Origin of the sequence: Arthrobacter sp. KNU40, assembly GCF_051515115.1 — a bacterium.
Classification (GTDB): domain Bacteria; phylum Actinomycetota; class Actinomycetes; order Actinomycetales; family Micrococcaceae; genus Arthrobacter.
On record NZ_CP195850.1, the window covers coordinates 948,473 to 961,393 of the forward strand.

At 63.5% G+C, this 12,921-nt stretch carries 12 protein-coding genes; 9 read left to right on the plus strand and 3 right to left on the minus strand.

The genetic code is table 11. From position 1 onward, the window contains the following. Positions 1-4: 4 nt before the first annotated feature. From ACSKT0_RS04495 to bioB, 3 genes are all read right to left on the minus strand, one after another. Positions 5-1,315 (minus strand): adenosylmethionine--8-amino-7-oxononanoate transaminase, encoded by a 1,311-nt coding sequence (locus ACSKT0_RS04495; RefSeq protein WP_437772686.1) that lies wholly within the window; start codon positions 1,313-1,315, stop codon positions 5-7. Continuing rightward, positions 1,312-1,419: a biotin synthase auxiliary protein BsaP gene (gene bsaP / locus ACSKT0_RS24025; protein ID WP_438825489.1), complete on the minus strand. Its 108-nt coding sequence runs from the start codon at positions 1,417-1,419 to the stop codon at positions 1,312-1,314. Before bsaP ends, ACSKT0_RS04495 begins: the two co-directional genes overlap by 4 nt. 119 nt (positions 1,420-1,538) lie before the next feature. Further along, positions 1,539-2,567 (minus strand): biotin synthase BioB, encoded by a 1,029-nt coding sequence (gene bioB / locus ACSKT0_RS04500; RefSeq protein WP_437772687.1) that lies wholly within the window; start codon positions 2,565-2,567, stop codon positions 1,539-1,541. A gap of 234 nt (positions 2,568-2,801) precedes the next feature. Here bioB and ACSKT0_RS04505 point away from each other — a divergent pair, with 234 nt between their 5' ends. From ACSKT0_RS04505 to ACSKT0_RS04545, 9 genes are all read left to right on the plus strand, one after another. Beyond that, positions 2,802-4,553, plus strand: coding sequence for a purine-cytosine permease family protein (locus tag ACSKT0_RS04505; RefSeq protein WP_437772688.1), 1,752 nt, complete (start codon positions 2,802-2,804; stop codon positions 4,551-4,553). Between the two features lie 214 nt (positions 4,554-4,767). Next, positions 4,768-5,400 carry a DUF6318 family protein gene (locus tag ACSKT0_RS04510; RefSeq protein ID WP_437772689.1) on the plus strand — a complete coding sequence of 211 codons (633 nt, stop codon included), beginning with the start codon at positions 4,768-4,770 and terminating at the stop codon, positions 5,398-5,400. Positions 5,401-5,525: 125 nt separating this feature from the next. Continuing rightward, on the plus strand, positions 5,526-6,344 hold the full coding sequence (locus ACSKT0_RS04515; RefSeq protein WP_437772690.1) for a hypothetical protein: 819 nt from the start codon (positions 5,526-5,528) through the stop codon (positions 6,342-6,344). A 90-nt stretch (positions 6,345-6,434) separates the two neighbouring features. After that, complete coding sequence (locus tag ACSKT0_RS04520; RefSeq protein ID WP_437772691.1) at positions 6,435-7,505, plus strand: alkene reductase; 1,071 nt, start codon at positions 6,435-6,437, stop codon at positions 7,503-7,505. A 131-nt stretch (positions 7,506-7,636) separates the two neighbouring features. Next, positions 7,637-8,335 carry a GntR family transcriptional regulator gene (locus ACSKT0_RS04525; protein ID WP_437772692.1) on the plus strand — a complete coding sequence of 233 codons (699 nt, stop codon included), beginning with the start codon at positions 7,637-7,639 and terminating at the stop codon, positions 8,333-8,335. A 315-nt stretch (positions 8,336-8,650) separates the two neighbouring features. Next, positions 8,651-9,688 carry a sugar phosphate isomerase/epimerase family protein gene (locus ACSKT0_RS04530; RefSeq protein WP_437772693.1) on the plus strand — a complete coding sequence of 346 codons (1,038 nt, stop codon included), beginning with the start codon at positions 8,651-8,653 and terminating at the stop codon, positions 9,686-9,688. A 4-nt stretch (positions 9,689-9,692) separates the two neighbouring features. Next, on the plus strand, positions 9,693-11,432 hold the full coding sequence (gene dhaL, locus ACSKT0_RS04535) for a dihydroxyacetone kinase subunit DhaL (protein ID WP_437772694.1): 1,740 nt from the start codon (positions 9,693-9,695) through the stop codon (positions 11,430-11,432). Next, positions 11,429-11,911, plus strand: a complete 483-nt coding sequence (locus tag ACSKT0_RS04540; RefSeq protein ID WP_437772695.1) for a ribose-5-phosphate isomerase — start codon at positions 11,429-11,431, stop codon at positions 11,909-11,911. The genes dhaL and ACSKT0_RS04540 overlap by 4 nt, the downstream gene beginning before the upstream one ends. Before the next feature lies 1 nt (position 11,912). Next, the gene (locus ACSKT0_RS04545) at positions 11,913-12,902 is read left to right on the plus strand and encodes a 3-hydroxyacyl-CoA dehydrogenase family protein (RefSeq protein ID WP_437772696.1); all 990 of its coding nucleotides are present in this window, start codon (positions 11,913-11,915) and stop codon (positions 12,900-12,902) included. Positions 12,903-12,921 lie beyond the last annotated feature (19 nt).

The window sequence follows — 12,921 nt, forward strand, 5'->3', positions numbered from 1 at the left end:
CTGCTCATGGGCCGTGTACCTCGGCCACGGCCGCCACCATGCTTTCGGCCATTCGCCCGACCTCCTCGGCGGTGCTGACATATGGCGGCATCGCGTAGACAAGATTCCGGAACGGCCGCAGCCAAACGCCGCGCCCGACGGCGGCACTCGTCACTGCGGCGACGTCGACCTCCGTTTTCAACTCGATGACGCCCACCGCACCGATCGTGCGGACCTCCTTGACGGCGTCGAACGCGTTGGCGGCTTCGAGACCGGCAGCGAGCCCCGAGCCGATCCGGGCCACATCGCTGCGCCAGGCGCCGCCGTCGAGAATTCCCAGGCTCGCATTGGCCACGGAACACGCGAGCGGATTGCCCATGAACGTGGGACCGTGCAGCAAGGCACCCGCGCGGCTGCTCGAAACCCGGGCCGCCACCTCGCCCGTGCAGAGCATCGCGGCGAGCGTGAGGTAACCGCCGGTGAGGGCTTTGCCGACGCACATGATGTCCGGTACCACGCCGGCATGTTGCGCGGCGAACAGCTCGCCCGTACGGCCGAAACCGGTGGCGATCTCGTCGTGGATCAGGAGGAGCCCGTGCCGATCGGCGATGTCGCGAAGGATGCTCAGGCATTCGGCGGCGTAGACGAACATGCCGCCGGCGCCTTGAAGCACCGGCTCCACGACGATCGCGGCGACTTCGTTGGCGTGTTCCGCCGCGAGGTCCTCGACGTGCGCCCGCCACTCCGCGATTTCCTCGGGTGGCGCGTCCGCGGCGGGCGGTCTCGCTGCGAACACATTGGCGGCCAACAGTCCGGGGAACGCCGAATGCATGCCGTCCACGGGGTCGCAGACGCCCATCGCCGCGAAGGTGTCGCCGTGGTAGCCGCCGCGGATGCTGAGGAACCTTTGCCTCTTGGGGAACCCCGAAGCGGTCTGGAACTGCACCGACAACTTGAGCGCCACCTCCACGGACACCGATCCCGAATCCGCCAGGAACACCCGCTCCAGCCGTGGCCGATCTGCCGAGGAAGGGGCCATGGCCACGAGCCGTTCGGCCAGTTCGACGGCGGGTTCGTGGGTGAGGCCGCCGAACATCACGTGGCTGAATGTGTCTAGTTGGCGCTTCGCCGCGGCGTCCAGGACGGGGTTCCGGTAGCCGTGGATGACTGCCCACCAGGAGGACATGGCATCGAGCACCTCATGGCGTTGGCCGGTTTCGTCGCGGAGCCGCAGCGTCACGCCGTCGGCGTCTTCGACTTCCCACAACGGCAGCGTTCCCGACGCCGGAGCGTACGGATGCCAGAGGCTCGCCCGGTCCCGCTTGATGACGCTCATGGTGTCAGCCTTCCGTGGCGCGAGCATTCGGCGGTCCAGCCGAGTGGTGTGACCTGGACTTTCATGCGGCGCCGACAAACAGCGCAATAGCGGGGAGGCTCCATCGCGAGGCGCTGTTCACAGCCCTGGTGAGCGTCCGACGTCGGGCGCTCGCCTTGCTGGGCTCCGGCTCCGGCGGCGGGCCCGCCGCAGTGCCCGCAGAAACTTGCCGTCTCAATCGTGCTCACAGCGACTTCTGGAGTTCCTTGATGGGCATGTTCAGCTCCACGAGGAGGTTGAGGTCGGCGTCGGCGGGACGGCCCAGGGTGGTGAGGTAGTTGCCGACGATCACGGCGTTGATGCCGCCCATGAGGCCTTCGCGCGTGCCGAGGTCGCCCAGGGTCAGTTCGCGTCCGCCGGCGTAACGCAGCACGGTCCGCGGCATGGCGAGGCGGAACGCCGCGATCGCGCGGAGGGCGTCCTTGCCGTCCATGATTCCTTGGTTTTCGAGGGGCGTCCCGGGGCGCGGATTGAGGAAGTTCAGCGGGACTTCGTGCGGTTCGAGGGCCGCGAGCTGGCTCGCGAGTTCTGCCCGCTGGGCGGTGGTTTCGCCCATGCCGATCAGGGCGCCGCAGCAAAGTTCCATCCCGGCTGCCTTGACCATGTTGCAGGTGTCGAGGCGTTCCTCGTAGGTATGGGTGGTGACGACTTCGGGGAAGTAGCTGCGCGCGGTTTCGAGGTTGTGGTTGTAGCGGTGAACGCCCCACTCGGCGAGTTGGTCCACTTGGCGCTGGGTAAGCATGCCCAAGGAACACGCAATGTTGATATCCACTTCCGCGTTGATGCGGTCGATCGCGAACTTGATCTGGTTCATGAGCTTGATGTCCGGTCCACGGACGGCTGCCACGATGCAGAACTCCGTGGCCCCGGTGGCGGCGGTTTCCTTGGCGGCCTTCACGAGCTCGGGGATGTCGAGCCAGACGCCCCGGACCGGACTGTCAAACAGGCCCGATTGGCTGCAGAAGTGGCAGTCCTCGGGGCATCCGCCGGTCTTGATCGAGATGATTCCCTCTACTTCCACGTCCTCGCCGCAGTGCTCGAGGCGGACTTCGTGGGCAAGCTGCAGGGCCTCCGGGATGGCTTCGTCCGGAAGCTCCAGGATCTGAAGCAGTTGGGATTCGCTGAGGCCTTCGCCTTTCGCGAGGACCTGCTCGCGCGCTGTTTCCAGAATCGGATATGTGGACGTACGCCTTGGGTTTGGCTGGGTGGTCATGATGCTCCTCGGCCGTTACTTGCGGGGGATGGTGCGTTCCTTCATGACGGTAGTGGGCTTGTGTGGACCTGATTTTGTTGGACGTCCACAAACCCGAAGCTGCAATCTTGGCGGCCGGCTCGCTGGATAAGTTACAGCCCGGAAACACCGTGGAGACTCCGTGGTTTCATCCCGCCGATAGCGTCAAGGCCATGTTCAGAGGGGAAACATGTGCAGACAAAGGAAGTTGCGGGGATGACTGACGACTCGAAGACAACGCAAGTGCTTGAACCCCCGACGACGGGCGGCTCCCCGGTGGGGGCCGCCGTCGTCGAACCTTCCGAGACGATAGCTGCCGGGGGTCGTACGGCGGGCAATGCCGATGCGATGAGCGCAGCGAAGGAGAGCCTGGAGGACTACACCCTCAGGTTCGCGCCACGGTCCTACCGCAAGTGGGGTGCGGGCGTGGTGGCGACGAGTGCGCTCGGTGGAATCGCTTATTTGGCTGATTTCTCGATCGGCGCGAACATCGGTATTTCGTACGGCACCGTGAACGCTATTTTTGGAATCGTGGTGGCGGCTGTGGTCATTTTCGCCACCGGATTTCCTTTGGCCTACTATGCGGCCCGGTACAACATTGATCTTGACCTCATCACGAGGGGCTCCGGATTCGGCTATTACGGCTCGGTGGTCACCAACGTCATTTTCGCGACGTTCACGTTCATCTTCTTCGCGCTCGAGGGATCCATCATGGCGCAAGGCTTGGAACTTGGGCTGGGGATTCCGCAATGGCTCGGTTATGCGGCCTCTACGCTTATCGTCATTCCCTTGGTGATTTACGGGATGAAGGCCTTGTCCAAACTGCAGGTGTGGACCACGCCTTTGTGGCTCCTGCTCATGGTGGTGCCGGTGGGGTATTTGGTGATTTCGCACCCGGACAGCATCGGGGACTTCTTCGCTTTCACGGGAAAATCCGGCGCTGAAGGCACCAATCTGGCCTCCGTGATGCTGGCCGCGGGTGTCTGTCTGTCACTCATGGCGCAGATCGCTGAACAAATTGACTACTTGCGCTTCATGCCGCCCAAGACCGCCGAGAACCGCGGTGCCTGGTGGCGTGCCGTGATCCTGGCCGGTCCGGGATGGGTGATTTTCGGCGCGATCAAGCAGATCGTGGGCATGTTCATTGCGATCTATCTGATCGCGAACCTGGATCCTGCCGCATCCGTCCACGCGAACGAGCCTGTTCACCAGTTTCTTGGCGTGTACCAGGAAATGATGCCGGCGTGGCTCGCGATGACCTTGGCCGTAGTGCTCGTGGTCATTTCGCAAATCAAGATCAACGTGACCAACGCGTACTCCGGCTCGCTCGCGTGGACCAACAGCTTCACGCGGATCACTAAGAGCTACCCGGGGCGCATGGTGTTTGTGGTGGTCAACCTGGTGATTGCGCTGGTGCTGATGGAAGCAAATATGTTCGAATTCCTCAATACGATCCTTGGCTTCTACGCGAATTGCGCCATGGCCTGGGTGGTTACCGTCGCGTCCGATATCGCGATCAATAAATACTTGCTCAAGATTTCGCCCAAGGTTCCCGAATTCCGCCGCGGCATGCTTTACGCCGTCAACCCAGTGGGCTTCGTCTCGATGCTGGTTTCGGCTGTTGTCTCGATTGCGGTGTTCTTCGGGGCTTTCGGTTCGGCTGTTCAGCCGTACTCGCCGATCTTCGCCGTCGGGCTGGCGCTTGTGCTGCCGCCCGTGCTGGCCTTGCTGACACGCGGGAAGTACTACTTGCGCCGCTACGAGGACGGCATCGATCTGCCCATGTTCGACGCCGACGGCAACCCGAGCGACGCCAAGCTGTTGTGCCACGTCACGGGACTGGAGTTCGAGCGTCCGGATATGGTCCGTTCCGCCCAGGACGGGCCCGACGGCGAACCGCAGTTCATCTCTTCGCTCGCCTTGTCGACGGATAAGACGGGGGAGTTGGTCCTGCCGGCTCAGAAGTAGGCGGGAGTTCGACAGGTTCCATAGGCCTCGACGACGGATGGGCGGCCTGGCCGCGGTCCCGTCGTCGAGGCCTTTGGTCTGTGTTTGTTGTGTTGGCTGTGTTGGGCCGCGCTGGTGGACGGCAGCCTGTGGATAACTTTCCCGCCAAGATGGGCAATTAAGCTACCCTTTTTGGAAACGTTTAGTCTTGAAAACTATTTGGGGATAGCAAACCATGACTCCACGCACCTCGGTTTCTGCTCGCTTTTTCATGATTGTCAGCCTTGCGACGGCGTTGACGCTGACCGCCTGCGGGAACACTACCCAGCCGCAGTCTGCGTCACCCACAGTTTCTGCCACTTCCACTGCTACTGCCATGCCCTCTCGGACCCCGACGGTTGCCTACAAACCTGCGGACGCCAAGGGCAAAGCGGAGAACGTGCCCGTTCCCGTGTTGCCGGAGGCGGCGAAAGCGAACAGCAAGGAAGGGGTGGAGGCGTTTGCGAGGTACTGGTTCCAGGCGCTTTCATACGCCTATGAGACTGGGGATACTACTGTTAGCAAGCGGGTTACCGGTCCTAGCTGCGTGTTTTGTAATGGCCTCCAAGAATCGATCGGCCAGTCTTGGGCAGAAGGAAAGTGGATCGTCGGCGGACGCATTGAGACGCCAGTGGTGGCCGGAAAACTTGGAACCGGACCAGAATCTCGGCAGGCGACGGTCCAGGTAATCCAGCAGCAAATAGAGATTCGCAAGGCGGATGGAACCCTTTACCAAGAACCCACTGAAGCTTCCAACAGCGGTAGCCAACTAGTGGCCACATTCAGTGTGGATGGTTGGTTGGTCACAGACCTCGGATTGATTCGATAGCAATGCGAACTGTACGTGGCCTATTGATTGGATCATTGGTCTTCTTGTCCTGGGTTGGTTCCGCAGTTCCGGCGAACGCCGAGAGCGAAGATCCACCAATCAACATAGGCTTCAGGAAAAGCGGCGTGAGCCTGGGTGCTGAGAATTGGGTCCGTGACCTCCAAACCGGTGAAATCGTTCCGGCCCCACCTAACCACGTCAGCGACGACCCCAACCAATACAAGGCAGAGCTCCAATGCCAGGTTGACGAGGATGCCTTAGATAAGAAGTGCCTTCCCGGACAGGTGCAATGCCCGCCCCGCGAGCCTGGTGGGAAGTCTGGAACTCCGGTTATCTGGAAGGTCGCACCTAAGGCGATTTCAAATCCCACGTGGGTCGACTGGAAATCGGGTAACAACGGTCCGTCCTGCCTGTACGACCAAAAGCCAGAGGATCTCTTGCAGCGCATTGCGGAGAGAATTGAGAGCGACTTCCGGAACCTTCCGATTAAACCGGCGGATCTGACGGCCCAGCCTAGCCCGCACACACTCAAGGGCGCTGAAACCAACATCTTCGCGGACGCCGTTGAGCAGCAATTCGATGTGACACTCCTCGGCCAGCGAGTCCACGTAGTCGCTACCCCCGTGGAGTACACCTACGCCTACGGGGACGGCAGCAGCCTCGGGCCAACACCTTTTGCTGGCGGGCCGCTCCCGGAGGCGGAATGGGGCCAAAAGACCAGAACAAGCCACGTGTATCAACAGCCCGGTGACTTTCAGGTGTCCGTGACCACAATCTTCCGCGGCACCTACTCCGTGAACGGTGGCCCGAACATGCCGATTCCTGGCATAGGACAGTTCGCGTCGCCGTCACAGAAGGTCAGTGTCTGGAGGTCGATCACGCGCAACTACGCCGACAACTGCATCGTGAATCCGCGGGGCGAAGGCTGCCCGGGCGTCCCCTAAAGAGCGTGTGATCCCCGTCTCAACAGGAATAGTTGCATGCGCGCGGCAGTTGCCGCCAGTGGACCTGTTCCCGTTTGAAAGGCACTGCCCATGTTGTTTTCCACTTTGACCCTCGGCGAGATTGAACTTCCCAACCGCTTGGTCATGGCGCCGCTGACCCGCCTTCGTTCGGGCGTCGAAGGCGTTCCCGGTCCGCTGGTCGCGGAGCACTATCGGCAGCGTGCCTCCCTCGGGCTGATCGTCAGCGAGGGCACCTACCCCACGCCCGCGGGGCAGTCTTACCCGGGACAGCCCGGCCTCGTCACCGAGGAGCAGATCGCGGGCTGGAAGAAAGTGACAGACGCCGTTCATGCCGAGGGCGGCAGGATTTTTGCCCAGGTCATGCACGGTGGCCGCGTCTCTCACGCGGACATCACGGGCGGTCACGAGATCGTGGCACCCAGTGCCGTGGCCATCGACGGCGAAGTCCGCACGCCGAACGGCAAGAAGCCGTACCCGGTGCCCCGCGAACTGAGCACCGATGAACTTCCCTCGGTCATTCAGGAAATCGTCACGGCTTCCAGGAACGCGGTCGAGGCAGGATTCGACGGCGTCGAGCTCCACTCGGCGAATGGCTACCTGCTGCACGAATTCCTGGCACCCAACACCAACGTCCGCACTGACAGCTACGGCGGTTCTCCGGAAAACCGGGCACGCTTCGTGATCGAGACCGTCAACGCGGTGGTTGAGGCCTTGGGCGCCAACCGGGTCGGCATCCGGATTTCCCCGGAGCACTCGGTCCAGGGGATCGCCGAGACCGACCCCGCTGATGTCCGCGCCACTTATGAAGTCCTGGTTGACACCATCGCCTCGCTCAACCTTGCCTACCTCAGCATCCTCCACCATGATCCCAAGGGTGAACTCGTCCAGGATCTGCGCGAGCGCTTCAAGGGCACATTCCTCGTGAACACCGGCTTCGGTGTAATGACCACACGGGATGAAGCCCTGGCGCTCGTGGCCGACGGTCACGCCGACGCCGTGGTGGTCGGCCGCCCGGCCATCGCCAACCCGGACCTTGCGCGCAGGTGGCGTGAAGGCCTCCCGCTCAACGAACCGGATCCGTCCACGTTCTACGGTGAAGGCGCCAAGGGGTACACCGACTACCCGTTCTACGCCAACTAGAACCCCCGAACCCCGACGGCGGCACCTGCGAAAGGTGCCGCCGTCGCGGTTTAACCGAGCGCGAGAGGCTGCGGAGTCTGTCCCGGGCGTCCGAAGCCGCCACAAAGAGGCCATTCCTATAGGATTTGTCTATGAAACTCGCTTCCTCACGGGACCGCGCGCCCGGCCGACCCGTCAGCCGCCAGGTTCTCGCCGACCACGTCTACGAGGAACTTCTCGCGTGGCTCATGGACGGCCGGCTCGAACCGGGAGCCGCGGTCAGCATCGACGGCACGGCGCGGGAACTGGACGTGTCCCCGACCCCTGTGCGCGAAGCGCTGGCGAGGCTGGAGCACACAGGCATGGTTCGCCGAGTTGCCCTCAAGGGTTACAGGGTAGCCCCGGTTTTCACGCGCGAAGATTTTGCCGAGCTCATGGAGGCCCGGCTCGCGATTGAGCCCGTGAATGCCCGTCTGGCGTGCAGCCGGATCACTCCTGACGGGTTGACGGATTTGCGAGCGGCCGTGAAGGACCTGGAGACGGCTCCCCGAGGCCCGTCCTTCATGGAATTCCGGGACTATCTCGAGGCCGATGAGCGCTTCCATAAGCTGATCGCCGAGCAGTCCGGCAACCAATTCATGCTTGCCGCCTACACCGCGCTGGGCGGCCAGGTCCAGCGGTTCCGGCTGTTCGGGGGAGTGGGCATCACCGACGCCGACCAGGCCATCGCGGAGCACCAGGCAGTGCTCGACGCACTGGCGAGCGGTGACCCGGAACAGGCCGCGGCCGCCATGGCCGACCATGTGCACAAGGTCCGGGCCCGGGCCATCGCCGACGCACCTGCTGAGTAAGCCGTCGCCGGACGGCATCGTTGACGCCCGCTGACTGAACCGTCGCCTACGGGCCGAGTCCGACGGCGATCCAAGACGGCGACCCGACGCCACCAAGCCCTCAGGGCCCGTCCAACGGCGGCCCTTTGTGTGCGCGAACTCGATATCTCGTGACCCTCTTCACAAACATATGTAAGACATATAGGATCTTCGATGATGCGGGGTAAGGGTGCGGAAAGCCGGGGCCGACCTGCGGAAGTCCGAATAAATATGTTGACAGTCTTACTCAGATAGTAAATCCTATAGGAAACAGGATTCCACGAAGGAGTGAAAACTATGGCTTACACCGCCGAAACCTGGCCCATCACCGCGGCCCTGCTCCAGTTCCCCGGCACTGACGCCACGGGACAGCACATCAACGACGCCGATGCTTCCGCTTGGGCCGAGGTCCTGCAGGAAGTCAAGGACGCAGGATTTGCCAACGCAGACCTCACGGACAGCTGGGTCCGCCCGGGCGACCTCAGCAAGGAACGCCTTGCCGAGTTCAAACAGACCGCGGAGCACGTTGGCATTGGCATCCCGGTCATCTCGGCCATCCGCCGCAGCATCATCCACACCCGCGACTGGGCCGAGAACCTGGCGTACAGCCACCGGACCATCGACGCCGCAGCCGAACTAGGCTGCGAAGTTGTCTCGTTCGGACTCCATCAGGCCATTACCGCCGAGCAGCAAAAGCAATTGTGGTTCTGGACGGTGGAAGGCTACAAGGATCCGGTGGGGGACAAGGAAGCCTGGGGCAACGCCGTCGCACGCTTGCGGGAACTCGGTGAGCACGCCGCGGAAGCCGGCATTCTGCTTTCCCTGGAAATGTACGAGGACACCTACCTCGGCACCGCCGATTCCTCAGTCCAGCTGGTCCAGGACATCGGGCTGGACAATGTGGGCCTCAACCCGGACCTCGGCAACCTCATCCGCCTCCACCGTCCCATCGAGGACTGGCGCGAGATGGTGGCCAAGACCCTGCCGTACTCCAACTACTGGCACATGAAGAACTACATCCGCGACGAAGACGTGGCCCGCGACAGCTACATCACCATGCCCGCACCGATGGAGAGCGGCCTCATCAACTACCGCGAAGCCTTCAAACTCGCGCTCTCGGTAGGCTTCCAAGGCATCTTGTGCACCGAGCATTACGGCGGCGACGGGCTCAGCGTCACGGCGAGCAACCAGGAATATCTCCGGCGACAGGTTCTTCCGAAGACAGAGAACTATGTCCTCGGCCAGAGCCAGGTCGCCCAGGGCCGGCAGCTGACGTCCGGCTCGGAGCCGGCTACCGCGCAGCACTCCGCATCCTCCCAACTGGCTGGCGTCTAGAACCATGACGAGGATTTTCGACAACCCCGCAGACTTCGCGGACGATGCCCTGGACGGATTCGTCGCCGCCAACCGCGGCTATGTAGCCCGGGTGGACGGCGGAGTGGTCCGTTCCACCGAAGTCTCCACCGGACAGGTCGCCTTAGTGGTGGGCGGCGGCTCGGGACACTACCCTGCTTTCGCCGGGCTGGTCGGGCCAGGCCTGGCAACTGCATCGGCGTGCGGCAATATGTTCGCCTCCCCGGCGGCCGGCCAGGTCTACCGCGTGGCCAAAGCAGCCAACGCCGGAGGCGGCATCCTGCTCAGCTACGGCAACTATGCAGGCGACGTGCTCCATTTCGGCCAGGCCCAGTTGCGCCTCAATGCCGAAGGCATCGAGACCCGCACCGTGACTGTTACCGACGACATCGCCAGCGCACCGCTGGACCAGATCGAAAAGCGCAGGGGGATCGCGGGCGACCTCACGGTCTTCAAGATCGCCGGCGCCGCGGCCGAAGCGGGACTGGACCTCGACGCCGTCGAGCGCTTGGCCATCAAGACGAACTACCGCACACGCTCGCTCGGGGTGGCCTTCGACGGTTGCACCCTTCCGGGAGCCTCGGATCCGCTGTTCCATGTTCCGGCCGGCCAAATGTCCCTCGGCCTGGGCATCCACGGCGAGCCGGGCATTTCCGAGCACAAAATGCCCACCGCGTCCGAGCTCGCCGAACTGCTCGTCTCCAAGCTCCTCAACGACAAACCGGACGACGCCGGAAACCGTGTGGTGGCCATCGTCAACGGCCTCGGCACCGTCAAGTACGACGAACTCTTCCTGCTCTTCGGCAAGATCGAGAAGCTCCTCAGCAAAGCAGGACTCACTGTCGTCGAGCCCGAGTGCGGCGAGCTTGTGACAAGCCTGGACATGTCCGGTCTTTCGCTGACGCTGCTGTGGCTGGACGAGGAGCTCGAACAGTATTGGGCAGCACCCGCGGACACCCCGGCGTTCCGCAAGGGCAACCTCGCGCCCCGCCCGCCCCGCAACCAAGCAAGCGTCACCGCAGTAAACGAGTCCGACGTCGAGCAGCCCACCGCGGCTGCTGCCGAACTCGGCCGGCAGGCCGTAGCCGTGCTCGCCCAGGTTCGGGACGTCGTCGTCGAGCATGAAGAAGAACTCGGCAAGCTCGACGCGATTGCGGGCGACGGCGACCACGGCATCGGCATGCGACGCGGCGTTGAAGCGGCCTTCGCCGCCGCCGAAACGGCAAGCGGAGCCTCGGTCGGCCGGATCCTGGCGGCGGCAGGGGAGGCCTGGAGCGAACGCGCCGGCGGTACCTCGGGCGCATTGTGGGGCTCGGCGATCATTGCGGCCGGACTGGCGCTCGGCAACAAAGCCGGCTACTCCGGCGAGGATGCGGCGGCCGCTGTTGCTGGCTTTGCGAACGCGATCACCGAACTCGGCAAAGCCGAACCTGGCGACAAGACCATGGTGGACGCGCTGCTGCCGTTCCGGGACGCGTTCCTCACAGAGTTCGGCGCCGGAGCCCCGGTTGACCGGGCCCTCGCGGCAGCCGCTGCGGCGGCCGAATCCGCGGCGGCTGAGACGGCGCGTTTGCGTCCGCTCAAGGGCCGGGCCCGTCCGCTCGCAGAGAAGAGCCTGGGCCACCCTGATCCTGGCGCCGTCTCCTTCGGGCTGATCACGGCGCGGATCTCACAACATATCGATTCACAGCTGGCGTCCCCGGCAGGAAACGGAGTTCAAGCATGAGACCACCAGAGGGCTGGCGGATTGTCGTCGGCAATGACGAAGCGGGCGTCGAATACAAGCAGGCGCTCATGGCGTTGCTTGAAGCCGATCCCCGGGTGGCGTCCGTAACCGACGTGGGCGTCGGCGCCAACGACTCCACGGCCTACCCGCACGTTGCCGTGAACGCGGCGCGCAAAGTGGCCGAGGGCGAGGCGGACCGGGCCCTCTTGATCTGCGGAACGGGCCTGGGCGTGGCCATCGCGGCCAACAAAGTCCCCGGAATCCGTGCCGTCACCGCGCACGACAGCTACTCCGTGGAGCGCTCGGTCCTCAGCAACAACGCCCAGGTTCTGACGTTGGGCCAACGGGTGATTGGCCTGGAACTGGCCAAGAAACTGGTGGGCGAATGGCTGGGCCACCACTTTGACGAAACATCCTCTTCCGCCGCCAAGGTGGACGCCATTTGCTCCTACGAGCCCGATTACACCAAGGCAGTGTGACATGACTGAATCAGCAAGCAGCGCCGCAGGCGACGGAAGCGCGGCCCGGAAGATCGCCGTCGTCGGATCCGGTTACATGGGCGGCGGGATCGCGCAGGTCCTGGCCCTCGGCGGAGCGCGCGTGGCGCTGGCGGATGTGTCCGCCGAAATCGCGCAAAAGAACTACGACCGCCTGCTCGTCGAGTCGGACGAATTCGTGGCCGCGGGCCTCTTCCCGGAAGGTTCCACGGCAATCCTGAAGGCCAATCTGTGGGCCGCCAAGGACATCGAAGAGGCCGTGGCGGACGCCGACTTCATCGAAGAAGCCGTGCCGGAGGTCCTCGACATCAAGCACCAGACCCTGGCCCGGATCAGTGCAGCCGCCCGTCCGGACGCGTTGATCGGCTCGAATACCTCCACCATTTCCATTGCAGATCTCGCCGAGGCCGTAGCGGGTCCGGAGCGATTCCTGGGCGTCCACTTCTCCAACCCGTCCCCGTTCATCCCGGGCGTCGAAATCATTCCCCACGCCGGCACCACGCCGGACACCGTAGCTGCGTCCCGCGAACTGGTCCACGCGGCCGGCAAGCAAACCGCCGTCGTCAAGGACGTCACCGGTTTCGTGCTCAACCGGCTGCAGTACGCGCTTTTCCACGAGGCCGCGCAGCTGGTGGAGCAAGGGATCGCAACAGCCGACGACGTCGACACCCTGGTCCGTACAACGTTCGGCTTCCGCTTGCCGTTCTTCGGCCCGTTCGCCATCGCGGACATGGCCGGACTGGACGTCTATAACTTCTGCTACAAGTCGCTGCAGACCGGATTCCCGGAACGCTTCGCGACCCCGAAGATCCTGAGCGACCTCGTGGAGGCGGGAAAGCTGGGCACCAAGACCGGGGCAGGCTTCCTCAACGTCCCGGCGGAACGGACGCCTGAACTCATCGCTTACCGGAACAAGGCCTACGTGGCCATGCAGAAGCTCCTCGACGAGCTCGGCCCGGCCCCCATCAACTAGTCCCGACATTCACAGGAGA

Coding starts and splice junctions, on each gene's coding strand:
- dhaL (WP_437772694.1), top strand. CDS start 9,693: ATGACGAGGATTTTCGACAACCCCGCAGACTTCGCGGACGATGCCCTG.
- ACSKT0_RS04520 (WP_437772691.1), top strand. CDS start 6,435: ATGTTGTTTTCCACTTTGACCCTCGGCGAGATTGAACTTCCCAACCGC.
- ACSKT0_RS04540 (WP_437772695.1), top strand. CDS start 11,429: ATGAGACCACCAGAGGGCTGGCGGATTGTCGTCGGCAATGACGAAGCG.
- bioB (WP_437772687.1), bottom strand. CDS start 2,567: ATGACCACCCAGCCAAACCCAAGGCGTACGTCCACATATCCGATTCTG.
- ACSKT0_RS04530 (WP_437772693.1), top strand. CDS start 8,651: ATGGCTTACACCGCCGAAACCTGGCCCATCACCGCGGCCCTGCTCCAG.
- ACSKT0_RS04510 (WP_437772689.1), top strand. CDS start 4,768: ATGACTCCACGCACCTCGGTTTCTGCTCGCTTTTTCATGATTGTCAGC.
- bsaP (WP_438825489.1), bottom strand. CDS start 1,419: ATGGAGCCTCCCCGCTATTGCGCTGTTTGTCGGCGCCGCATGAAAGTC.
- ACSKT0_RS04525 (WP_437772692.1), top strand. CDS start 7,637: ATGAAACTCGCTTCCTCACGGGACCGCGCGCCCGGCCGACCCGTCAGC.
- ACSKT0_RS04495 (WP_437772686.1), bottom strand. CDS start 1,315: ATGAGCGTCATCAAGCGGGACCGGGCGAGCCTCTGGCATCCGTACGCT.
- ACSKT0_RS04545 (WP_437772696.1), top strand. CDS start 11,913: ATGACTGAATCAGCAAGCAGCGCCGCAGGCGACGGAAGCGCGGCCCGG.
- ACSKT0_RS04505 (WP_437772688.1), top strand. CDS start 2,802: ATGACTGACGACTCGAAGACAACGCAAGTGCTTGAACCCCCGACGACG.